Raw genomic sequence first — 21,424 nt, forward strand, 5'->3', positions numbered from 1 at the left:
AGACGGGAAGGGCGGTTTCAGCGGACCTCGGCGTCAGTCGCCGGCGTCCTCGACGAGCTTCAGGGAAATCGAGTTGATGCAGTACCGCTGGTCGGTCGGGGTCGCGTAGCCCTCGCCCTCGAACACGTGCCCGAGGTGGCTGTGGCACGAGGCGCACAGCACCTCGATGCGCCGCATGCCCATGGTGCGGTCCTCGCGCAGCAGCACCGCGTCGGAGTCCGCCGGGTCGTAGAACGACGGCCAGCCGCAGTGGCTTTCGAACTTCGTGTCGCTGCGGAACAGCTCCGCGCCGCAAGCCCGGCACTCGTACACGCCGGTGGTCTTGGTGTCGGTGTACTCGCCGGTGAACGGCCGTTCGGTGCCGGCTTGCCGGAGCACCGCGTACTCCTCGGGGGCAAGCTGCTCCCGCCATTCCTGGTCGGACTTCACCACGCGCGGAGTGGTGCCGACGACGGGTTTCATACCTTTCACCCTTCCCACGTTACCTGGAGAGAAAAGCGACCGTGTGCAGCGCGATGTCCCAGGCGGTGACCAGCAGCCCGAGCACGATCAGCACCACGACCAGCGCGGACACCCAGTAGCGGAGCCCGCCGGTGCGGGTGCTGGAATCGGCGAAGTCGGCGACCTGGTCCAGGCACGCCTCGACGGTGAAAGTCGGCCCGGTGCGCTCCATCCGGTCGAGATGGGCGGCGAACGCACGGGCCTCCGGGTCGTACGGATCCAGCCCGACCAGATCCTCGTGGAACCGAGGATTCCAGCCCGGCGGCAGAGCTCCGTTCTCGGCCATGCCTCAACGGTAGGCTATTCGGCCTGCCGGACCCACCTCTGCGGCGAGTGTCACTGCGCGAAGGAACTCGCTAGGTGCCCGAGGCCGGAGCATCAACCTTTGTGTTGCTGTCGATGCGCATCTGCCCGCCAAGGATCACGATGTGGTAGGGACGGCGAACGCCGTTGAGTTCCATCGTCAGATCCAGCGAGCCGTCGGGGTTGGGGGAGCCCAGAGCGCGAGCGCTCCGGTACCCCTGAACCTTGTGGCTGTCGTCCGCCCAATAGGCCGCGTAAGCCTCTTGAGAGCCGTACACTGCTTGCGCCGCGGGCGTCAGCAAGTTCCAGCCTTGGCCGGGGTCCGGATAATAGCTGTCGGTGAGAAAGTGGCCGGCCGCACCGTAGTCGGTGATCTTGCCTTCCGACGGGGTTTTGCCGAGACCCGCAGGGCTGGCGGAGCTACTGGGCGCACTGCTGGGCGGAGCGGTCTGGCTCGCAGCCGACTGGCCGCCCGGCGTCTGCGCGTTCGACGAAGGCCCGCCCTTGTCCCGGCTGCTGCTCAAAACCAAAAACACCACCAACGCCACCGCGACAACCGCCACGGCCCCGCCAGCGAGGAACGCCATCTTCTTCTTCCGCGCCGCAGCAGGCGAAACCCGATCCCCCGACCCAGCACCGGAATAATTCGGCGCTGCGGCAGTAGGCGTCGGCCGCACCGCGGGCTGCGGACGCGGCGGCGTGTTCGCCGGGGGAGCAGGACGCGAAGGCGCGCCCATCGGCATGAATGCCGCAGTCGGCGTCCGAGGCGGGTTCGACGGAGCCTTCGGCGCCGCAGCAGCAGCCGCCGGAGCAGCCGTACGCGCCCACGGCGGACGAGACCCGTTGCTCCCCGGACCGCGATTCCCCGAAAGCAACTGCTGCGGCGCAGCCGGTTCCCCAGTCGCCAACGCGGCCAGCCGCTCCCGCGCCTCGGCCATGCTCGGCCGCTCGGAAGCTTCGCTGCGCAGCAGGCTCATCAGCAACGCGGTCGCCGGACCGGCCTGCGTCGGCGGGTTGACCTGGCCGTTCGCCGCCGCGTAGAGCAGGGCGAGCTGGTTCGTGGTGTTGCCGTACGGGGTCTGTCCCTCGATCGCCTGGTATAGCGTCGCGCCGAGGGCGAAGACGTCCGAGCTGGGCACCGGGTCGGCACCGCGGGCCAGTTCGGGGGCGAGGTACGCCGGGGTGCCGCCGATGAGGCCGGTCTGGGTGAGCGTCATGTCGCCGGCCGCGCGGGAGATGCCGAAGTCGGTGATCTTCGCGGTGCCGGTTTCGTCGATGAGGATGTTGCCGGGCTTGACGTCCCGGTGCACGATCCCGGCGCGGTGCGCGGCCACGAGCGCCGCGGCGACCTGCTCGCCGATCCGCGCGACCTGGCCGACCGGCAGCGTGCCTTGTTCGGACAGCACCGCCGACAGGCTCGGGCCGTTGAGGTACTCCATCACCAGGCACGGGTCGCCGCCGTGCTCGGCGACGTCGAACACGACGATCGCGTTGGGGTGCTGGAAGCGGGCGGCGTTCTTCGCCTCGCGCATGGCGCGCTGGCGCATGTTGTCGCGTTCGGCCTCGGAGACGCCCGGCTGCGGCAGGATCTGCTTGATCGCCACGGACCGCTCCAGGCGCACGTCCACGGCACGCCACACCACGCCCATGGCACCGCTACCAATGTGCTCGACGAGGCGGTAGTGCCCCGCGATCAGCTGCCCGGTGTCGATGACGCCCGCTCCTGACGAAAGTCCCGTGATCGTGGTCGTGCGCAGCGCGGATACCCCTCGCGCACCCGAACGAGTGTAGCGGTCGGAAGTACCTGCCCGCCGTCAGCCAGCCGGTGCCGACGGCACGGGCGCCTCCGGCTCGGCGGCGGGGACGCGCTTCCGCAGCACCCGCACCAATCCTGCCGCGCCGAGCGCCGCGAAGACCGCGTAGCAAGCCAGCAAAGCGGGCGGCGTGTCGCCGGTCAGCGCGTCCGCGAAAACGACCACCGCGACGGTTCCGGGGACGCTCCCGAGCGCCGTTCCGGCAAGGTACGGAACGAGTTTCACGGACGAAACGCCGCACAGGTAGTTCATCGCCGAAAACGGGACGACCGGGATCAACCGCAGCGAGGTGATGGCGAGCACGCCACCGTCGGAGAGCCGGTCGTTGACGGCCCGCACCGGCGCGCGGTGCAGGTGCCGCAGGATCAAGTCGCGGCCGAGCAGCCGGGCCAGCCCGTACGCCAGTCCGGCGGCGATCGTGGTGGCCGCCAAGGCGATGACCACCCCCGCGACGCTGCCGACGAGCAAACCGGCGGCCAGGTTGAACACTGTGCGCGGGATCGGCGCGACGGTGAGCAACGAGTACGCCACGAGGAGCACCAGCGGAGTCATCGATCCGGTCGCCGCGGCCCAGGCACGCAACTGCGCCGGTCCCGGGATCGGCAGCCACAGTGCGGCGGCGCCGAGAAGAGCTAGCACGACCAGGGCGGCGATCAGCTTGGTTCTCCCGGACACCCCGCCACGGTACGGCACTCGCGGCTACGGTGGCCGCATGGCCAAAAACGGCGATCCGGTCGAGTACCAGGTGGGGGAGCGCACCGTCCGGGTGTCGAGCCCGGACAAGGTCTATTTCCCCGAACGCGGCATCACCAAGCGGCAGGTGGTCGAGTACTACCTCGCCGTGGCCGACCCGTTGCTGCGCGCGATCGGCGAGCGGCCGACCACGCTGAAACGCTACGTCGACGGCGTCACCGGCGAATGGTTCTACGCCAAGCGCGTGCCCAAGGGCGCGCCGGACTGGCTCGAGACCGCGCGGATCACCTTCCCGTCCGGCCGCACCGCCGACGAGGTCTGCCCGACCGAACCCGCGGTGTTCGCCTGGGCGGCCAACCTCGGCACCTTCGACTTCCACCCGTGGCCGGTCCGCCGCCCGGACCTGGACCATCCGGACGAACTGCGGATCGACGTCGACCCGCCGGAGCGCGCCGGATTCGCCGACGCGGTCGAGGTCGCCGGCGTCGTCCGCGAGGTGCTCGCCGACGCCGGGCTCGCCGGCTACCCGAAGACCTCCGGCGGCCGCGGCGTGCACGTCCTCGTGCGGATCCGCCCGGAATGGGACTTCATCGCGGTGCGGCACGCGGTGATCGCGCTCGGCCGCGAGGTCGAACGGCGGATCCCGGACAAGGCGACGGTCTCCTGGTGGAAGGAGGAACGCGGCGGCCGCGTCTTCCTCGACTACAACCAGGCGGCCCGGGACCGGACGGTCGCCTCCTCGTGGTCGGTGCGCGGCACCCCGCGCGCGACCGTGTCGACCCCGTTGACCTGGGACTTGCTCGCCGACGTCGACCCGGACGACTTCGACGTCCTGACCGTCCCCGGCTTCCTCGCCGAGCACGGCGACCTGCACGCGCCGATGGACGAGAAGGCGTTCGGCCTGGAGACGCTGCTGGAGTGGTACGAGCGCGACGACCGCGACCTCGGCGGCGCGGAACTGCCGTACCCGCCGGACTATCCGAAAATGCCCGGCGAACCGAAGCGGGTGCAGCCGAGCAAGGCCCGATCCGACCAGGCGTGATCGTCCGATCGCCGGGCGTGTTCACTCTCGGTGATCAACATCGCGGCGAATTTCACGAATGTTTCCGCAGGTCGCACTGATTTTTCCGAGGTCGATTACGATGGGGCGTGCCGCTGGGCGGTAACGCGCCGGGGTCGAGGTGCGACTATTGCCGGGGCCGGAGGGGAGCCGGGACCGGAGGAGGGAGACGTCGTGGACGACCTGATCGCGTTCCTGGCCGCGCGCGTCGGACAGCGGCAGGCGCTGATCATGCAGGCGGTGCAGAAAGGCAAGGCCGGCGAGCCGCTCACTCGCGGCGAGGCCAAGGTCGGGCTCGAGGAGCGGGTCCGCTCCCTCGGCGACCTCGAACTCGACGTGGTCAACCAGATGATCAACGAGATCGAGGCGACGCGGCGGATCATGCTCGCGCATCGGACTACAGTGTCGGAGAAGGTGCCTGGGTTCCCGCTGTACGGCAGCGAGTATTGGTGTGAGACCTGTCATGTGCCCGCGGACGAGGCCGGATCGAATTGGTGCTTGACGTTGCGGTTGCTGGCGTTGCCGTACGCGGATCATCCGGATTACAGCGAGCGGTGGAGGCCCTGATCGTCGGGTGCGCTGGCTGCGGTTTCAGTGCCGTGAGGGAATCAGGAGCCGCGAGGGCGGCCCTCGCGGACGGTCGCTGGGGCGGGGAATTCGCACTGCGCGGCCGGCGTTGGCGTGAGCGTGGACGTTCCGATTTCCGTGCTGGACCGGTCGCCCGTGCGGCGAGGGCGGGGGACCGCGCAGGCGATCCGGGACACTGTCGCGTTCGCGCGTGACATCGAAGCGCTCGGCTACCACCGGTTCTGGGTTTCCGAACACCACGGCGTGCCTGGGGTCGCCGGGTCGTCGCCTGCGGTTCTCGCGTCAGCCGTTGCCTCCGCGACATCGCGCATCCGGGTCGGGTCCGGCGGCGTGATGCTGCCCAATCACCGTCCGCTCGTGGTGGCTGAGCAGTTCGGGATCCTGGAGTCGTTGTTCCCCGGGCGGATCGATCTCGGGATCGGGCGTTCGGTCGGGTTCATCGAGCCGGTGCGGCGGGCGCTCGGGCAGGGCAAGGACGCGGCCGACGGCTTCGACGAGCAGGTTCGCGAGCTTCTCGCGTTCTTCCGCGGCGAGCACGACGGTGTGCACGCGATTCCGGCCGAAGGCCTGCCGGTGCCGGTGTTCTTGCTCGCGACCGGTGCGGGTGCGGATCTCGCCGCTCGGCTGGGCTTGCCGCTCGTGATCGCTCCCGCGCATGGTCAGCGTGCGATGGTCGAGGCGATTTCGCGGTACCGCGACACTTTCCGGTCCGATGTGGACGATCCCTGTGTCGTCGTGTCGACAGCGGTCGCGGTGGCGGACACCGCGGAGGAGGCCAGACGGCTGCTGGTGCCCGAGGCTTGGTCCACTGTGTACTCGCGCAGCCACGGCGTGTTCCCGCCGCTTTCGCCCGCGGACGAGATTTTGGCGCTGCCGATGACCGATCGCGAACGCCGTCGTCTCGACGACACGTTGGCCGGGCAGATCAGCGGCACTCCGGACGAGGTCGGCGCACGTCTCGCGGACCTGGTCGCCTCGACGGGAGCGGACGAGCTGCTCGTCAGCACCAGCACTTACGACCCGGTCGCGCGCGTCGAATCGTTCGCCGCGCTTGCCGAGTTGGCTGCGGCGGAACGGCTTTCGGTTTAGCCCAGGACGATCGGCAGCTTCTCCGCCAGCGAACCCAGCGCCGCCTTCTCCTCGTCAGTCGCGGCACGGCGGCCGGTCGCCACCAGAAGTGCGCTTTCGTCGTCCAGCGACGACGGAAGCGGCCAACCCAGAGCGGTTTCCACGGTTCGCCGGGTCGCTGCCAGGCAATCTGCGTCCGGACCGTCCACTCCGGACAGATGCATCACGAGGTCCAGGTGGTGCAACGTCGCCTCGACGACGTAGGTCTCGAAATAGTCCGCGACTGTCAGCACGTAGTCGCGGGTTTCGATCTTCGATGCCGGGTCTGCGAGCGCGGCGGCACGCCCGGCCGCCTGGGCGAGGTCGTCGAAGTGGTGCGCCAGCCCGGCGGCGGAGCCGTAGCTGACCGCCGCGCGGCGGGTGAACAGCCCTTCTGCCTCCATGCCGGTCGGCAGGTCGGTGCCGAGTTCCCAGTATTCGGCGGCGGTGCGCGTCGGCTCGCCTTCGGCAGGGGTCGCGAGCGTGATCAGGATGTCCTGCGCGTCGATGACCAGATGGAACACCAGATCCTGCACCAGCCAGCCGGTGCAGCCCGACGGGGCGAGCCACTGCCCGCCTTCAAGCGATTTGACGGCGTTCTGCAGGGCGTTCCAGGAGCGGAAGAAGAGGTCCACGACGGCACCTTAGCGATCACGAACCCCCGCGGCATCCGATTTACAGTCGCAGCAACAGTTCGGTGAGCAGCCGCTGAGCTGGATCAGCCAGGTCGATCCCGGACACCTCCGACGCCCGTCGCACCCGATAGCGCACGGTGTTCGGGTGGATGTTCAGGGAGCGCGCGGCCGTGCGGACGTCGCCGAAAGCGTTCAGGTACGCCAGCACCGCGGGGATCAGGATGTCGCCGTGATCGGCGTCGTGGGCGCGCAGCTGCGCGAGCCGCGGATCGCGCAGCCGCGGCTGATCTTCCAGGTAGGCCAACACTTCCGACAACAACACGTCGGCCCGGACGTCCGCCAGCGACGCGACGTCGGACGGCCAATGACCGCGCGTCATCGCCATCAGCACCCGGTCGGCATCGCCACGCGACAACGCTGCGTCCGACAGCCTCGGCACAATTCCGCCGAGCGCGGCACGTACCGGTGCGTCGAGGTGTTTCCTTGCCGCACCAACGATTTCCTTCGCCAACGCCAGCACTGGCGCAGCCGAGTGTTCCGGCAGATCCGGGAGCAACGCGTAAACCCGGCCGCCGAGCACGCTCACGAGCGCGGTTCGCCGGTAGGCCGCGGTGTGCACGGCGATCAGGTGCACCAATTCGGCCCTGCGCAGCAACCGGTCCGAAGCGGCGGTCGACTGCTGCCGCGAGAGCGTGAACGCCAAAACCTGTGCTGGACGCGCGGGATCGGCGCCGATGTCGTCTGCGACCGACTCGGCGTCGACGCGTCCTTCCAGCAATCCGGCCAGCAAGTCCTCGCGCAGCCGAAGTTGCGGATCGGGCAGGGTGCGTGCGCGGATCAGTTGCGGGGCAAGGGTTCTGCTCGCGCCGAGCAGTGCCGCCTCGGCCTGCTCGGTCAGCGGCTGCGCGCCTTCCTGCACCCAGATCGTGCCAAGCGGTTGCGATCCGGCGTGGATCCCGGCGGCGATGCGGCGGCGGATTCCCAGCTCCGGGCGTTCGTCCACGCGCACGATTCCTTCGCCCGCCCGCAATCGCTGGTAGACGCCCCATTCGCGGAGGATCGCGAGGTATCGTTCCGGCCCTTCGCGACCCAGGATCGACAATCGCCGCAGCTCGTCGACCTCGTCGCCGGCCCTTGAATACGCCAGGACGCGGCTCGCGGTGTCCTCGATGCTGACCAGGCCGCCGGTGAGCGTCGCGACCGTCTGGGCCAGTGCGAACAGGTCGCCGAGCACCTCGCCGGTTTCCGCTTCGCCGCCCGCTCGGGCCGCGTCGACGACCCCTCGCGCCAGCGCCTCGACCTGCTCCCATCGCGCCTCCGCGCCGACGGTGAGCAGCGCGACGCCAGCGTCCGCCGCGACGTCCGCGCCGCCTTCGCCCTTCACTGCCACCGCAGCTGCTCCGGCGCGTCCGGCCGCCCGGATCGCCGCCGCCGCCGAACGACCCCGCGCGCCGATCACCAGGACCAGGTCGCCGGCGTGCGTTTCGGGCGGGTCCTCGGGGTCGAGGATCACCACGTCCTGCACCGGAACGCCCAGTCCGCGCGGCGCGACGAGCACCCGCACGAGGGGTTCGCCGAGCGTCGCGAGCACGTGCCGCAGCGAGGCGCCCGCGAACGGTTCAGCGGCCGTCATCGCGTAGGCCGATCGGACAAAACCATATGGGCGATTCTAGCCGCTTGAACAAACCCCTGAACGCTGCGCAGCGTTATCTTTCGGGCAACCGACGAGTAAGCCAACGAGGGAGCCGCCGTGGACGCCGTGACCCAGACCCCCGCCCCGAAGAACGAGCCGGTGCTGACGTACGCGCCGGGCAGCGCCGAGCGCGCCGAGCTGGAGGGTGCGCTGAAGAAACTGGGTCAGGCCGGTCCCGTCGACCTGACGGTCACCGTCGGCGGCGAGCAGCGCGCCGGCGGCGGCGAGAAGATCGACGTTGTCCAGCCGCACAACCACGGCCACGTCCTCGGCACCATCCAGAGCGCCACGAAGCAGGACGCGACCGACGCGATCGCGGCCGCCGCGAAGGCCGCTCCGGAGTGGCGCGCGCTGTCCTACGACGACCGTGCGGCGATCCTGCTGCGCGCCGCTGACCTGCTGAGCGGCCCGTGGCGCGCGACGCTGAACGCGGCCACCATGCTCGGTCAGTCGAAGACCGCGACGCAGGCCGAGATCGACTCCGCGTGCGAGCTCGCCGACTTCTGGCGCTTCAACGTCGCCTTCGGCCGCAGCATCCTCGACCAGCAGCCGGTCAGCTCGCCGGGTGTGTGGAACCGGATGGAGCACCGTCCGCTCGAGGGCTTCGTGTACGCGATCACACCCTTCAACTTCACCGCCATCGCCGGCAACCTGCCCACCGCGCCCGCGCTGATGGGCAACACCGTGCTGTGGAAGCCGTCGCCGACGCAGAGCTTCGCCGCGCACCTGACCATGCGCCTGCTCGAAGAGGCCGGCATGCCGCCGGGCGTGATCAACCTGCTGCCGGGCGACGGCAAGGCCGTCTCGGAGGTCGCGCTGACGCACCGCGACCTGGCGGGCATCCACTTCACCGGCTCCACTGCGACGTTCCAGCACCTGTGGGGCACTGTCGGCGCGAACATCGCCGGCTACCGCAGCTACCCGCGCCTCGTCGGCGAGACCGGCGGCAAGGACTTCGTGCTCGCGCACCCGTCGGCCGACATCGACGTGCTTCGCACCGCGCTCGTCCGTGGTGCCTTCGAGTACCAGGGCCAGAAGTGCTCCGCCGCTTCGCGTGCGTACGTGCCGCGCAGCGTCTGGGAGCAGATGAAGGACGGACTTGCGTCCGAGACCGCCGCGCTCAGCTACGGCGACGTCACTGACCTGTCGCACTTCGGCGGCGCAGTGATCGACCGTCGCGCCTTCGACAAGCACGCCTCGCTCTTCGAGCGCGTTAAGAACGACAGCGAGGTCGAAATCCTCGTCGGCGGCACTGCGGACGACAGCGTCGGCTACTTCGTGCAGCCGACCGTTCTCGTGTCGACGAACCCGAAGCACGAGATCTTCAGCACCGAGTACTTCGGCCCGATCCTGTCGGTCTACGTGTACGAAGACGCTGACTTCGACTCCGTGCTGCAGCTGGTCGACGAGACCGCTTCGTACGCCCTGACCGGCGCCGTGATCGCGAACGACCGCACGGCTGTCGCGAAGGCGTCTCAGGCGCTGCGGTTCGCTGCGGGCAACTTCTACGTCAACGACAAGCCGACCGGCGCTGTCGTCGGCCAGCAGCCGTTCGGCGGGGCGCGCGCCTCCGGCACGAACGACAAGGCCGGTTCGGTCTTCAACCTGCTCCGCTGGACGAGCCCCCGCTCGATCAAGGAGACGTTCGTGCCGCCGACCTCCGTGCGCTACCCGCACCAGGGCTGAGAAGGAGACACCGCCATGCTGCGTGCCCCGTTGCTCGCCGCCGCTCGTTCGCAGCGGATGCGTGCGCTCGTCGAAGCGGTACCGGTCACCCGGTCCGTAGTGCGCCGGTTCGTGTCCGGCTCGGCTACCGCCGACGCCGTGCGCGCCGCACGGGAACTGGCCGCCGACGGCCGGAAGATCACCATCGACCACCTCGGCGAAGACACCACCGACGCCGCACAGGCCACCGCCACCGTGCAGGCGTACGAGGAGTTGCTGACGGCGCTGTCCGAACAGGGCCTCGCCAAGGGCGCGGACGTCTCGGTGAAGCTGTCCGCGGTCGGGCAGTTCCTGCCGGGCGACGGCGAAGGCGTCGCGCTCGAGAACGCGCGGAAGATCTGCGCGGCGGCCGACGCGGTCGGCGCGACGGTGACGCTCGACATGGAGGACCACACCACCACGGACTCGACGCTCGGCATCCTCCGCGAGCTGCGCGCCGAGTACCCGTGGGTGGGCGCGGTGCTGCAGGCATACCTGCACCGCACCGAGCAGGACTGCCGCGAGCTGTCCGGTCCCGGGTCGCGCGTGCGGCTGTGCAAGGGCGCTTACGCCGAGCCGGAATCGGTGGCGTTCCAGGACAAGTCCGAGGTGGACAAGTCGTACGTGCGCTGCCTGCGCGTGCTGATGGCGGGCAAGGGCTACCCGATGGTGGCCTCGCACGACCCGCGGATGATCGCGATCGCGGGCAAGCTCGCCGCCGACGCCGGCCGCAGGTCCGGCGACCACGAGTACCAGATGCTGTACGGCATCCGGCCCGAGGAGCAGAAGCGGCTCGCCGGCGAAGGCGAGACGATGCGTGTGTACGTGCCCTGCGGCGACGAATGGTACGGCTACTTCATGCGACGGCTGGCCGAGCGGCCGGCGAACCTCGCGTTCTTCCTGCGCGGGCTCGTCACCCGGTCCTGAACAGCTGCGAAGGCCCGGCACCCTGGTGGGTGCCGGGCCTTCGCATTACCCCGGATTGCGCCTGTGGTGGCCGGTTCAGGCCTGCTCGGCTTCTTGCGCGGCGGCGGCCTTGCGCACCTCGTCCATGTCGACCTCGCGGGCCTGGCGGATGAGGTCCTCCAGCGCGGCTTCCGGAAGGGCGCCGGGCTGGGCGTAGATGAGGGTCTTGTCGCGGATCACGGCGAGCGTCGGGATCGAGCGGATGTTGAACGCCGCGGCGAGCTGCTGTTCGGCCTCGGTGTCCACCTTCGTGAAGGTGATGTCGCTGTGCTTTTCCGACGCCTTCTCGAACACCGGTGCGAACTGGCGGCACGGGCCGCACCAGCTTGCCCAGAAGTCGATCAGCACGAACTCGTTGTCGGTTACGGTCTGGTCGAAGTTGTCCGCGGTCAGTTCCACTGTGCTCATAGGCGGTCCAACGAACGAACCGGGTGGGGAATTCCCCGCGGCGGGGTAGCGTCCTGGTGAGTGTCCGATGCTTCCTTGGAGGTTGATGTGGCTGACGGGATCTTGGGACGGATCGACGAGCTGATCGCGGAGGAGAAGGAACTGCGCGACCGGGCGATCGGGGTCGGGCTGTCCTCGGACGACCGGGAGCGGTTGCGCCGGGCCGAAGAAGAGCTCGACCAGTGCTGGGACCTGCTGCGGCAGCGCCGGGCAAGGGTCGAGTTCGACGACGATCCGGACGAGGCTTCGGTCCGGTCGGTGGGCGAGGTCGAGGGATACCGGCAGTAGTCCCTCGGCGCGCCCAAAAGCTAACTGTTAGCTTTTGGTAACCGGCCAGACTTTGTGGCTGATAGCATCCCCGGATGACTGAGCCGTCCGGGCGGCGCGAGCGCAAGAAGGCTGCGACCCGTCAGAAGATCGCCGACACCGCGCTCCGGCTTTTCCTCGAGCGCGGGTACGACGAGGTGGGCATCCGGGACATCGCGGCCGAGGCCGACGTCGCCGTGACCACGGTCTTTTCGCATTTCGCCTCGAAGGAAGCCCTGGTCTTCGAGCAGGATTCGAACTTCGAGGAAAGCTTGCGCGGCGCGGTCGAGCGGCGGGCGTCGGCGGAATCGTTGATCCCGGAGTTGCGGGGCGAGATCCAGGCGCTGGTGCGGCATTGCACCGCGGACAGCGTCGCGCCGGTCTGGCGGATGATCGACGGGTCGCCCGCGCTGCGGGAGTACGAGGAATCGATGCGGCTGCGGCACGCGGAGTCGCTCGCGGCGGCGATGGCGGCTGATCCCAGTCTCGGGCGGACTCCGACGGCGTGCCGGGCAATCGCGCGGTTCGTCGTCGACGCGTATTCGGTGGCTCGCGAGGCCGCTGATCCCGAGGCCGCCGTGGACGAGGTTTTCCGGATGATCGAGGCGGCCTGGGCGGCTGCCAGTCCTGCTGTGTCGCGTTAGGACGGTCGGCCTCGCATTGCTCGGCTCCTGGCCGCGAGTGGCGGGATTCGGTGCGCTGGCGGGGTTTTCGGCACTCCTGGTGAACTTCCCGGTCTCATGTGGGTGAGCGGATCCCGCTGGGCCGAGTGATGCGCTCTCGAACAGGTGTTCGAGATACTGGGTGGGTGTTCGAGACGACTTCGGCGGGGCAGCCCCGGTTCCGCCACCTCAGACCTCAGCGGGGATTGTTCGGCCGGATCAGCGGGCTGGTGCGTGGCTGGCGGCGCTGTCTCGGCGAGATGGAGCCCTTTGACAGACGCGCTGTGCGAACCGCACGGCGCGAGCGGCTCCGTGCTCGCCTGCCTGGCCGATCCCTAGGCCGGGCAGAGGGTGCCGTTGTCCGGGATCTTGCCGTCGATCAGGAAGGACTGCGCGGCGGCAGTGACGCAGGAGGACTGTCCGACCGCGCCGTGCGCGACGCCCTGCCACGTGACAGTCACGGCGCTGGGCATCTGGTCCGCGGCCCGGGTGGTGCCGAGCTGCGGCGTGACCGGGTCGGTGGCGGTCGCGGCCACCAGAATGGGCGGGGCGCCGGGCGCACCGCCGGGAGGCAGCGCCTCGCGGCGGACGGGCCAAGCACCGCACCAGGCGAGCTCCTGGGCGACTGCTGCGCCGAACTGCGGGTACTTCGCGCGCATTCCGGCCGCGGCGCGGTCCAGTTGGTCGGCGGGCAGCCGGGTGGTCGAGTCGTTGCACCGGGTCGCGATGGTGCCGCCGATGCGCGACGTGCGGCCGCGGACGTCCGCGACGATCGGATTCGCGAATGCGGCCAGCGCGGTGACGTCGCCGTTCTTCGCGGCGTTCAGCGCGTCGGCGAGAGCGGGCCAGTTCGAGCGGTCGGCGAGCCCTTGGTACACCGCGTAGGTCGCTACGCCAGGGCTCATCGTCACGCCGTCGTCAGTGTCCACAGGGGACGTACGGAGCCGGTCGGTCACCGTCTTCAGCGCGACCTTCGCGTCGCCCATCGGACAGTTGCGAGCGGCGCAGTCGGCAGAGAAGGCGTCGAACGTCGCCTGTGCGCCAGCGGCCACCGCGTCGAGCACTGCCGCACGGTCGGCGCCCGGGTCCGGAATGCCGTCCAGCACCATGCGGCCGACCTGCGCCGGGTAGCGCACCGCGTACTCCGAAAGCACCTTCGAGCCGTCACCGCGGCCCAGCGCATTGAGCCGGTCAAGGCCGAGTTGCTTGCGCAGCTGGTCGAGGTCGCCGGCGGTGCGCCAGCTGTCCAGCGCGGTCTGCGCGGTGTCGAGATCGAGCGCGCACTGCTGACCGGCCCGGCGAGCCGCGTCGAGCACCTCGCCGAGACCGCCCTCCGCCGGGTCCGCGCCCAGCAGGTCCGAACGCACTTCCAGCGGCACGCACTGCACGCCGCCGGACAGCCCGGTGCCGCGCCGGTCCACGCCGATCAGCGAGAACTTCTTGAGGAACTCCGGCGGAAGCCGGGTCGCCAAGCGCGCGGCGTACAGCGAGCCCGGCTCGCCGCCGACGTCGTTGACCACCACGAGGGGGATCGGTCCGTCGCCTGCCTTGAGCACGAGGATGCGGGCGAGCAGATGCTGCGAGTCCTCGGGCGCGTCGAGCGGCGACGTCACGCGCGCACAGCTGACGTGCAGCGAGTCGGGCAGCGCCGGAGCGGCCATCCGCTGCCGGGTGTCCGCGTCGCAGTTGGCCCAGCGCAGGGCGGACTTCTTGGGCTCGGCCAGCGGCGGCAACGGCACCGCGGCGGTGCTCGGGGGCGGTGCGGTCGTGGCGCGCCCGTCGTTGTCGATCACCGCCGGGCGTACGGAGGGTCCGCTGGTGCAGCCGGCCAGCAGGAGCACTCCCAGCGTCGCCGCCACCAGCCGGGCGCGCGTACGGAAACGGCTGGGGGAACGGCGGTGCACGGGCTGGTCCTCACGTCTGCTCGGCGGAACTCTCGGACGAGCTTGGCACGCCTGGTGTGGGAAGCCAGTGAGCGGGTCCTGCGGCGTGTCCGGTCAGCGGGTGCGCACGACTTCGCCCCGGAACACCGCCGACAGGTCGTACCGGGCCGGCTCGTCCAGTTGCGAGTAGCCGCACGACGAGGGCTCCCGGTCCGGCCGCCAGCGCGCGAACTGGGCGGTGTGGCGGAAGCGCGACGGATAGCCGCCCTCCGTGTGCTCGTACGAGACCTCCACCACGCGCTCCAGCCGCAGCGGCACCCACGGCTGTTCCTTCGACCGCCAACGCGTGATGCCGCCCGGGATCCGCTGGCCCTCGCGGACCGCGTCGCCCAGCCACGGATGCCCTTCGCCGTCCGTGATCAACGGGGCCAGCTCCTGCGCCAGCTCGCGGCGGCGTGCGACCGGGAACGAACCGACCACGCCGACGTGGTGCAGCAGCCCGTTCTCGTCGTACAGGCCGAGCAGGAACGAGCCGACGGCCTCGCCCGGTTCGCCGTCCACGTGCCAGCGCAGGCCCGCCAGCACGCAGTCCGCGGTGCGGGAATGCTTGTACTTGAACAAAACCCGCTTGCCCGGCGAATACGGCTCGTCCAGCGGCTTGCCGATCACGCCGTCCAGTCCGGCTCCTTCGAACAGCTCGAACCAGTGCCGCGCGGTCTCCGGATCGGTCGTCGCCGGCGTCAGCGCGATGCCCGGCAGGGATTCGAGCCGTTCGCGGCGCGCCGACGTCGGCTCGTCCGCGAACGACTCGTCGCCCAGCGCGAGCACGTCGAAAGCCACGAACTGCGCGGGCGACTGCTCGGCGAGCAGTCGGACGCGGCTGTCCGCCGGGTGGATGCGCTCGGTCAGCGCGTCGAAATCGAGCTTGCCGTCGCGAGCCACCACCAGCTCGCCGTCGAGCACGACGCGCTCCGGCAAGGATTCCCGCAGCGCGGCGAGGACTTCCGGGAAATACCGGTTCAGCGGCTTCTCCGCGCGCGACTGCAGGGTGATCTCGTCGCCGTCCCGGAAAACCAGGCAGCGGAACCCGTCCCACTTCGGCTCGAACAGCAGCCCGCCGGAATCGGGAATGGCTTTCGCCGGCTTCGCCAGCATGGGCTTGATCGGTGCCTGCACAGGGAGGGCCATGCGGGCATTCTGGGCGAAACGCGGGATCAGCGCACGCGTGCCGGGCCGGTCGTGTCGAGTTCGAGCCGCACCGCGGTCGGCAGGGTCTCGACGCCGAGCGACTCCCTGGCCCGGGTCAGCACGTACGCGTCGAGGTCTTCCCACACCCGCCGGACTTCCGTGCCCTCGGCCAGCCAGAGCGTGATCCGCAACGCCGGATCGGCCACGGTGCCCACCGACCGGACGCGAGCCCGGGTAACCCCGTCGACGCTCTCCGCGTCCGTTTGCACGGCTCCGGCCAGTGCTCCGGCCGTGACGGTCAGCTCCGCGCCGATCGTCTCGTCGAGCTTCAGGTCCGGACGGCGTTCCGGGCGCAGCGAACGGAAAAACCACCACAGTCCGAACACGAGCAGCAGCACCCCGAGCACCACCGCACCGATCCGCGCGTACAGCGCGTGGTCGCCGAGCCAGCCGACCGCGATCGGGTCGAGCACCGGCCGGTGCCCGCGGAACTGCCCGAGCCACCCCATGCCGACCACCAGCGCACCGGCACCAGCCAGCACCCCGAGCACGCCGACCAAGGAGGTCAGCGTGCGCTCGGCACCGTACGAACGGCCTTGCGCGCGACGCGCCGCGGAAGCGCTCATCACCGGTCCTTCGGGGAGTCGACGACCACGGACACCTTCGGACGACGCTGCAGCGGGAGGTCGTCCAGCACCCCCGCGACAGTTTCCAGCAGCCGCGGCCGCAATTGTTCCTCGTTTTCCAGCCGGCTTGTCGCGCGCACGCGGACCCGACGGGAACTGGCCGTCACGGACGCGCCGCGCACGTTGTCCTCCGCGCGCACCGCCAGCCCGACCAGCCGCGCGAGCGCGCGCGGCGAGGTGTTCACCGTGATGCCGTCGGCGGGATCGGTCATCCGTACCGCGCGGTCGCCCGCACCGAGTGCCAGCAACAGGAGCACAAGCCCGGCGAGCACGGCGATTCCCGCGGTGATCCGCACCGGCGTGCTGGTCCAGTCCAGCTCGGCGATCGCGGTTTTCCACCGATGCCACGGCACGAGCAGCGGTTCCTTGCCGGGCTGCCACCAGGCCCACCCGACCTCGAGTGCCAGCAACGCGCCGCCGGCCGCGACGGCCAGGCCGAGCAGTGTGGACAGAAGACGGACGAGGATGCGCATCATCGCACCCTCGGCGGCACGTCCGGCAGCAGCGCGGTGACCGTCACCGCGACCGAACGCACGTGATAGGAGGTGATGCGTTCGACCTCTTCGACGACTTTCGCGCGCACCTGCCCGGTCACTTCCCGCACCGGTGCCGGATAACGCAACGCGAGATCGAGCGACAGCTCGACGTCGTTGTCCGAGCCGCCAACTTTCGCGGACGTGCCGGTTATCCCGGTGCTGACCCCCGCGACGCGGCGCTCGGTGCGCATCGTTCCCGGCACCTGGTCGGCGGCGTGCTGCGCGACCTTGCGCACCACGGCGTGCGCGATGGTCAGCGAACCGCGCTCGGCGGCCTCCGGAAGGTCGCTGCGGGACGGCCCTGCCTCGACCGCCCCGGTCACTTGTCTCGGCCCTTCCCGAACAGGTCGCCGAGGTCGAGTTCGCCGTCGAGGACCCGGCCGACCACGAGCCCGATGATGCCGACCGCAAAGGTCACCAGGAAAGCGGTGAACCCTTGCGTGGCGGCCAGGCCGAGAATCAGCCCGGCGAGGATCCCGGTCTGCGTAGCGTTCAACGTGCGCCCTCCTGGGATGTGCGTGCTGCGGCGGTTGCGGTGATGGCTGGTCTGAGGTGCTGCGGTGTTCGGTTTGGCGAGCGTCTTCGCGGCTGCGGCTCGCTCGGTGCTCCGGGTTCGCCGGAGCGGAACGCCGTCACTGGGCCCGAACCGGCCCGGCCCGGCTGACGGCGGCGCCCCGGCGCGGTCGAAGCGCCGCGCTTGAGCTGCCGTGGCCGAGACACCGGCCGGTCACCAGGTCATTCGACCCGGCTCGACTCGGGCTCGTCCTCCTCGCCGGGCAGGTGGACGTCGTTGACCGCGATGTTGACCTCGATCACCTCGAGCCCGGTGATCTGCTCGACGGAGGTGATGACGTTGCGCCGCACGTCGCGGGCGACTTCCGCGATACGCGCGCCGTACTCGACGACGACGTCGAGGTCGATCGCGGCCTGCTTCTCGCCGACCTCGACCGAGACGCCCGCGGTGGAGGTCGCGCCCGAACCCGGGATCCGGTCCCGGATGGCCCCGATCGCCCGCGACACCCCGCCGCCGAGCGCGTGCACCCCGGCGACCTCGCGCGTCGACAGCGCCGCGATCTTCTGCACGACCAGCGACGAGATCGTGGTGCGTCCCGCGGTGTCCGTCTGGTCGACCGCCGCCAGCGCGGAAGACGGAACAGCGGTAGGCACATCGGGCCGGTTCGTGCTCGGCATGGTTCCTCGCTCCCTGTATGTGGACATGGCGCGTCCAGTGTCGCCGCGAGCGGCCCGCGGCGCCGGAGACGTGCCCGCCGGAAGGACCTCCCGACCGGGCGAAAACTCACGCGGCATCCCTCGAATGGGTGAGTCGGCAGCACGTGAAAAGCCCGTGCCGAGCCATGCCGGACTTGACCGGCGGCCGACGGACCCGAGCTCCGTGCGATGGCTGCCTCGGCGGCCGTGCCGCTGCCTGCACGCCGGTGATCGACTCCGCCGCCGCGATCCGCCGCTCGCGCCAAGCCAGCCACGCAGCTCGAACCAGGACAGCGGCGCGGGGCTCGGCCCCTGCTCGCGCTGGGTCGGTGACACGCCTCGACCCAGCGACGCGGTGCAGGGCGACCTCGCTGTTCGCAGCGGTCTGGCCGAGCATTTCGGCCCCTGTTCCGTGGTGCCGAGCCACTGCGCCGGTTCTGGCCACGCGGCTCGGCCCAGCGCCGCAGCGCCCGACCGAGCCAGCGCAGCGGGGCGCCTGACCAGCGCGGCAGCCCGGTGACAGTTACCACACGCATCCCGCCGCACCCTCCCCGTCCGCAGTCGAAAGCGGCTCCGACCGGGGGATTTGCCGTTCGCGGCCCGGCTGAGGCGCGCCGAAGGGGCCGGCACCGTCCGGATAGGCTCTCCGACCATGCCCGCAGCTGCGCTGACCGACCGGTTTCCCGAGCTTGGGGCCGACGAGCTGATCGCGTCCCTCGTGCCGCCGCCGCGGTTCGGCGAGGCTCGGTTTTCCACTTACCTGCCCAATCCGGACGAGCCCAGCCAGGCGGCCGCGGTCGAGGCGTGTTCGGCGTTCGCTTCGCGGATCGGGGCGGCTAAGGCCAAGAAGTCCCGCTTGCGGTCGCTCTTCGGCGGCGGGGCGGCGATTCCGGACGGGCCGATGGGGCTTTACCTCGACGGCGGGTTCGGGGTCGGCAAAACCCACCTGCTCGCGTCGACTTGGCACGAGACTCCGGGGCCCAAGGCGTACGGCACGTTCGTCGAGCTGACCCACCTCGTCGGCGCGCTGGGGTTCGCCAACGCGGTCGCGCGGCTTTCGCAACACCGGCTGCTGGCGATCGACGAGTTCGAGCTCGACGATCCCGGCGACACCACGTTGGTCAGCCGGTTGCTGCAGGAACTCACCGACGCGGGCGTCTACGTCGCGGCGACCTCCAACACCCTGCCGGACAAGCTCGGCGAGGGGCGGTTCGCGGCGGAGGACTTCCTGCGCGAGATCCAGGCGTTGTCGCGGCGGTTCGGCGTCGTGCGCGTCGACGGGCCGGACTACCGGCACCGCGGGCTGCCGGATGCGCCGCCGCCGGTCGGCGACGACGAGATCGACGCCTCGGCGGCCGCGCATGAAGGGTCCACTGTGGACGAATTCAGCGCGTTGATGGCGCATCTCGAGCGGCTGCATCCCTCGCGGTACGGGAAGCTGCTCGACGGGATCCGGCGGGTCCACCTCAAGCACGTGACGCCAGTGCCGGACCAGATGGTCGGGCTTCGGCTGGTCGCGTTGGCGGACCGGCTGTACGACCGGGCCATTCCGGTGGTCGTGTCCGGCGTGCCGCTGCCCGAACTGTTCGGCGAGGAGATGCTGAACGGCGGTTACCGCAAGAAGTACCTGCGGGCGATCAGCCGGTTGACGGCTCTCGCGCGCGACGCGGTGACAGCGCCGCCCGCATCGCGGTGACCACGGCGGGGGCGAAGCAGACGCCGCCGGCGATGTCGGTCAGGTAGTGGTAGCCGAGGCCGATCATGCCTACGGCCGCGCAGCAGACGAGCACTGTGCCTGCCGCAACGGCGGCTGCCTTGAATCTGACCAGCAGTACTACGGCGGTGAGCACGGCTACCAGGCTGACGGTGTGGCCGCTCGGGTAGACGAGCGTGCCGCCTTTCCAGCGGTCGAAGGCTGGTTTCAGCGCCCAGCTGTTCAGCGCGATGGCGACGAAGGGACCTGCCACGGCGAGTAGTGCGTCGAGGCGGTTGCGGCGGTAGAGGCAGATTCCGGCGATGACGACGACGGCCGGGATGAGTACGTACGGCTCGGTGGGCAGCACGAGTGTGCCGAGCAGGCTCGAGTTCAGCTTCGAGGCAGACCTCTCGGCCCATTGGTCCACTGTGCCGGGTGCGTAGGGCGCGACTAGCAGTCCCAACGCGACTGTGGCGAGCGCGCAGAGCGCGGCGAATAGGGCGAGGGTTCGCCTGGCGGTCACGGGAACGAAGCCTAGTCACATTCACGGCGGCGCGCGGGTCCTCCTTTCGACACTGACGAACGGAGGGACAAGAACCAATGGGGGACACTGAGATCCACGGGACTGTCGCGGACGGTTTCGAGGCGGTCCGCGACGAGTTCGCGACAGCGGCTGAGGCGAGTGCTGGCGTGCAGTTGGCGGTCCGCGTGCAGGGGCGGCTGGTGGTTGATCTCTGGGCGGGCGACGTCACGGGCGAGACGTTGACTGGCGTGTATTCCTCGACCAAGGGGGCGACCGCGCTGGTGGTGGCGTTGCTCGTGCAGGACGGCGCGCTGGACCTGGACGAGCCGGTCGCGCGCCACTGGCCCGAGTTCGCCGCTGCGGGCAAGGGCGGAATCACGGTGCGCGACGTGCTGACTCATCGTTCCGGCGTGCTCGGGGCGGACGGCGGGCTGTCCGCCGAGGAACTCGCGGACGATCGGGTGATCGCGCAGCGGCTGGCCGGGCAGCGGCCGTTCTGGCGACCGGGATCTGCTTACGGCTACAGCGGATTCGCCGGGTTCTCGGTCGTCGCGGAGGTGGTCCGGCGGGGCACCGGGCGGTCGGTGCGGGAGCACTTCGAGACGCGGATCAGGAAACCGTACGGCCTGGACCTGTATCTCGGGCTGCCCGAGCAGGAGGAGCACCGGTACCGCGAGGTGCTGGCGGGGGAGGCGGGCGCGGAGGAGCTCGCGGCGTTCCAGGCGCACGTTCCGAGTCCGTACAGCCTGGGCGGCATCGGCTACGGGCTCGATTCGACGCCGCCGCTCGATCAGGTGGCGTTCGTGAACACCCGGCGGGTGCGGGCGCTCGGGCAGGTTTCCGCTGGTGGCGTAGGGAGCGCGCGGGGGCTGGCTGGGCTGTACGCGGCTGCGGTGTCCGGTTTGGACGGACGGCGTCGGCTGCTCGAACCTGGCACGCTCGGCGAGTTCGCGATGCTCCACTCCACCGGCCGTGATCTGGTGACCGGGGAAGCGGGCCAGTACGCGCTCGGGTTCCAGGCGAAAGGGCTGCGGTATCCGTTCCTCGGCGCGAATGCGTTCGGGCACAACGGATCCGCCGGGTCGGAGTCCTTCGTGGACCCGCGTAGCGGCGTCGCGTTCGGGTACACGCGGCGGCAGTTCTCCGCGACCTGGTCCTATCCGGAGCACGACCGCCTGGCCGCGGCAGTGCACGCGGCGGCCAGCCGGTGAGAGCCGGGTGACC

Annotated in this window: 24 protein-coding genes; 9 read left to right on the forward strand and 15 right to left on the reverse strand. The window is 70.3% G+C overall.

Annotated features, from left to right (window positions below; genetic code table 11):
- Positions 1-33: 33 nt before the first annotated feature.
- The 4 genes from msrB to L3Q65_RS03440 all read right to left on the reverse strand — a co-directional run bounded on the left by msrB (position 34) and on the right by L3Q65_RS03440 (position 3,293).
- Positions 34-462, reverse strand: a complete 429-nt coding sequence (gene msrB / locus L3Q65_RS03425) for a peptide-methionine (R)-S-oxide reductase MsrB (protein WP_182890504.1) — start codon at positions 460-462, stop codon at positions 34-36.
- 19 nt (positions 463-481) lie between these two features.
- The gene (locus L3Q65_RS03430; RefSeq protein WP_116206679.1) at positions 482-787 is read right to left on the reverse strand and encodes a hypothetical protein; all 306 of its coding nucleotides are present in this window, start codon (positions 785-787) and stop codon (positions 482-484) included.
- Positions 788-857: 70 nt separating this feature from the next.
- Positions 858-2,453 (reverse strand): serine/threonine-protein kinase, encoded by a 1,596-nt coding sequence (locus L3Q65_RS03435; protein ID WP_237598771.1) that lies wholly within the window; start codon positions 2,451-2,453, stop codon positions 858-860.
- 165 nt (positions 2,454-2,618) lie between these two features.
- The gene (locus L3Q65_RS03440; RefSeq protein WP_237598772.1) at positions 2,619-3,293 is read right to left on the reverse strand and encodes a TVP38/TMEM64 family protein; all 675 of its coding nucleotides are present in this window, start codon (positions 3,291-3,293) and stop codon (positions 2,619-2,621) included.
- 37 nt (positions 3,294-3,330) lie between these two features.
- Between L3Q65_RS03440 and L3Q65_RS03445 the strand changes: the two genes are divergently transcribed.
- From L3Q65_RS03445 to L3Q65_RS03455, 3 genes are all read left to right on the forward strand, one after another.
- Positions 3,331-4,353 carry a DNA polymerase domain-containing protein gene (locus tag L3Q65_RS03445; protein WP_182890502.1) on the forward strand — a complete coding sequence of 341 codons (1,023 nt, stop codon included), beginning with the start codon at positions 3,331-3,333 and terminating at the stop codon, positions 4,351-4,353.
- 192 nt (positions 4,354-4,545) lie between these two features.
- Positions 4,546-4,938, forward strand: a complete 393-nt coding sequence (locus L3Q65_RS03450; protein ID WP_037713305.1) for a DUF6221 family protein — start codon at positions 4,546-4,548, stop codon at positions 4,936-4,938.
- Between the two features lie 114 nt (positions 4,939-5,052).
- Positions 5,053-6,048 (forward strand): LLM class flavin-dependent oxidoreductase, encoded by a 996-nt coding sequence (locus tag L3Q65_RS03455; RefSeq protein WP_182890501.1) that lies wholly within the window; start codon positions 5,053-5,055, stop codon positions 6,046-6,048.
- Here L3Q65_RS03455 and L3Q65_RS03460 read toward each other — a convergent pair.
- Together L3Q65_RS03460 and L3Q65_RS03465 are read right to left on the reverse strand one after the other, a co-directional pair.
- Positions 6,045-6,701, reverse strand: a complete 657-nt coding sequence (locus tag L3Q65_RS03460; RefSeq protein WP_237598773.1) for a maleylpyruvate isomerase N-terminal domain-containing protein — start codon at positions 6,699-6,701, stop codon at positions 6,045-6,047. The two genes, L3Q65_RS03455 and L3Q65_RS03460, sit on opposite strands and share 4 nt — an antisense overlap.
- Before the next feature lie 40 nt (positions 6,702-6,741).
- Positions 6,742-8,334: a CdaR family transcriptional regulator gene (locus L3Q65_RS03465; RefSeq protein WP_182890499.1), complete on the reverse strand. Its 1,593-nt coding sequence runs from the start codon at positions 8,332-8,334 to the stop codon at positions 6,742-6,744.
- Between the two features lie 117 nt (positions 8,335-8,451).
- Between L3Q65_RS03465 and pruA the strand changes: the two genes are divergently transcribed.
- Together pruA and L3Q65_RS03475 are read left to right on the forward strand one after the other, a co-directional pair.
- Positions 8,452-10,080, forward strand: a complete 1,629-nt coding sequence (pruA, locus tag L3Q65_RS03470) for an L-glutamate gamma-semialdehyde dehydrogenase (protein ID WP_237598774.1) — start codon at positions 8,452-8,454, stop codon at positions 10,078-10,080.
- 15 nt (positions 10,081-10,095) lie between these two features.
- Complete coding sequence (locus tag L3Q65_RS03475) at positions 10,096-11,025, forward strand: proline dehydrogenase family protein (protein WP_182890497.1); 930 nt, start codon at positions 10,096-10,098, stop codon at positions 11,023-11,025.
- 75 nt (positions 11,026-11,100) lie between these two features.
- Here L3Q65_RS03475 and trxA read toward each other — a convergent pair whose 3' ends face one another.
- Positions 11,101-11,472, reverse strand: coding sequence for a thioredoxin (trxA, locus tag L3Q65_RS03480; RefSeq protein WP_134666387.1), 372 nt, complete (start codon positions 11,470-11,472; stop codon positions 11,101-11,103).
- Between the two features lie 87 nt (positions 11,473-11,559).
- Here trxA and L3Q65_RS03485 point away from each other — a divergent pair, with 87 nt between their 5' ends.
- Together L3Q65_RS03485 and L3Q65_RS03490 are read left to right on the forward strand one after the other, a co-directional pair.
- Positions 11,560-11,799, forward strand: a complete 240-nt coding sequence (locus L3Q65_RS03485) for a DUF2630 family protein (protein WP_182890496.1) — start codon at positions 11,560-11,562, stop codon at positions 11,797-11,799.
- A gap of 74 nt (positions 11,800-11,873) precedes the next feature.
- Positions 11,874-12,461: a TetR/AcrR family transcriptional regulator gene (locus L3Q65_RS03490; protein ID WP_182890495.1), complete on the forward strand. Its 588-nt coding sequence runs from the start codon at positions 11,874-11,876 to the stop codon at positions 12,459-12,461.
- Positions 12,462-12,814: 353 nt separating this feature from the next.
- Here the strand turns inward: L3Q65_RS03490 and L3Q65_RS03495 are convergent, their stop codons facing one another.
- The 7 genes from L3Q65_RS03495 to L3Q65_RS03525 all read right to left on the reverse strand — a co-directional run bounded on the left by L3Q65_RS03495 (position 12,815) and on the right by L3Q65_RS03525 (position 17,963).
- Entirely contained in the window at positions 12,815-14,383 is a 1,569-nt protein-coding gene (locus tag L3Q65_RS03495; protein ID WP_237598775.1) for an alpha/beta fold hydrolase, read from the reverse strand.
- A 93-nt stretch (positions 14,384-14,476) separates the two neighbouring features.
- Entirely contained in the window at positions 14,477-15,550 is a 1,074-nt protein-coding gene (locus L3Q65_RS03500; RefSeq protein ID WP_182890493.1) for an ATP-dependent DNA ligase, read from the reverse strand.
- A 26-nt stretch (positions 15,551-15,576) separates the two neighbouring features.
- On the reverse strand, positions 15,577-16,176 hold the full coding sequence (locus tag L3Q65_RS03505; protein ID WP_182890492.1) for an alkaline shock response membrane anchor protein AmaP: 600 nt from the start codon (positions 16,174-16,176) through the stop codon (positions 15,577-15,579).
- Positions 16,176-16,709, reverse strand: coding sequence for a DUF6286 domain-containing protein (locus L3Q65_RS03510; protein WP_182890491.1), 534 nt, complete (start codon positions 16,707-16,709; stop codon positions 16,176-16,178). The genes L3Q65_RS03505 and L3Q65_RS03510 overlap by 1 nt, the downstream gene beginning before the upstream one ends.
- On the reverse strand, positions 16,709-17,095 hold the full coding sequence (locus L3Q65_RS03515; protein ID WP_237598776.1) for an Asp23/Gls24 family envelope stress response protein: 387 nt from the start codon (positions 17,093-17,095) through the stop codon (positions 16,709-16,711). The genes L3Q65_RS03510 and L3Q65_RS03515 overlap by 1 nt, the downstream gene beginning before the upstream one ends.
- Positions 17,092-17,268, reverse strand: coding sequence for a hypothetical protein (locus tag L3Q65_RS03520; RefSeq protein ID WP_009075692.1), 177 nt, complete (start codon positions 17,266-17,268; stop codon positions 17,092-17,094). Before L3Q65_RS03520 ends, L3Q65_RS03515 begins: the two co-directional genes overlap by 4 nt.
- Before the next feature lie 239 nt (positions 17,269-17,507).
- The gene (locus L3Q65_RS03525) at positions 17,508-17,963 is read right to left on the reverse strand and encodes an Asp23/Gls24 family envelope stress response protein (RefSeq protein ID WP_237598777.1); all 456 of its coding nucleotides are present in this window, start codon (positions 17,961-17,963) and stop codon (positions 17,508-17,510) included.
- Positions 17,964-18,633: 670 nt separating this feature from the next.
- Between L3Q65_RS03525 and zapE the strand changes: the two genes are divergently transcribed.
- Positions 18,634-19,677: a cell division protein ZapE gene (gene zapE / locus L3Q65_RS03530; protein WP_182890488.1), complete on the forward strand. Its 1,044-nt coding sequence runs from the start codon at positions 18,634-18,636 to the stop codon at positions 19,675-19,677.
- Here the strand turns inward: zapE and L3Q65_RS03535 are convergent.
- On the reverse strand, positions 19,619-20,200 hold the full coding sequence (locus tag L3Q65_RS03535) for a phosphatase PAP2 family protein (RefSeq protein ID WP_237598778.1): 582 nt from the start codon (positions 20,198-20,200) through the stop codon (positions 19,619-19,621). The two genes, zapE and L3Q65_RS03535, sit on opposite strands and share 59 nt — an antisense overlap.
- A 77-nt stretch (positions 20,201-20,277) precedes the next feature.
- Here L3Q65_RS03535 and L3Q65_RS03540 point away from each other — a divergent pair, with 77 nt between their 5' ends.
- The gene (locus L3Q65_RS03540; RefSeq protein ID WP_182890487.1) at positions 20,278-21,411 is read left to right on the forward strand and encodes a serine hydrolase domain-containing protein; all 1,134 of its coding nucleotides are present in this window, start codon (positions 20,278-20,280) and stop codon (positions 21,409-21,411) included.
- The last annotated feature ends 13 nt before the right edge of the window (positions 21,412-21,424 follow it).

The organism is Amycolatopsis sp. FU40, from assembly GCF_021903635.1.
In the GTDB taxonomy this organism is placed as follows: Bacteria; Actinomycetota; Actinomycetes; order Mycobacteriales; family Pseudonocardiaceae; genus Amycolatopsis; species Amycolatopsis dendrobii.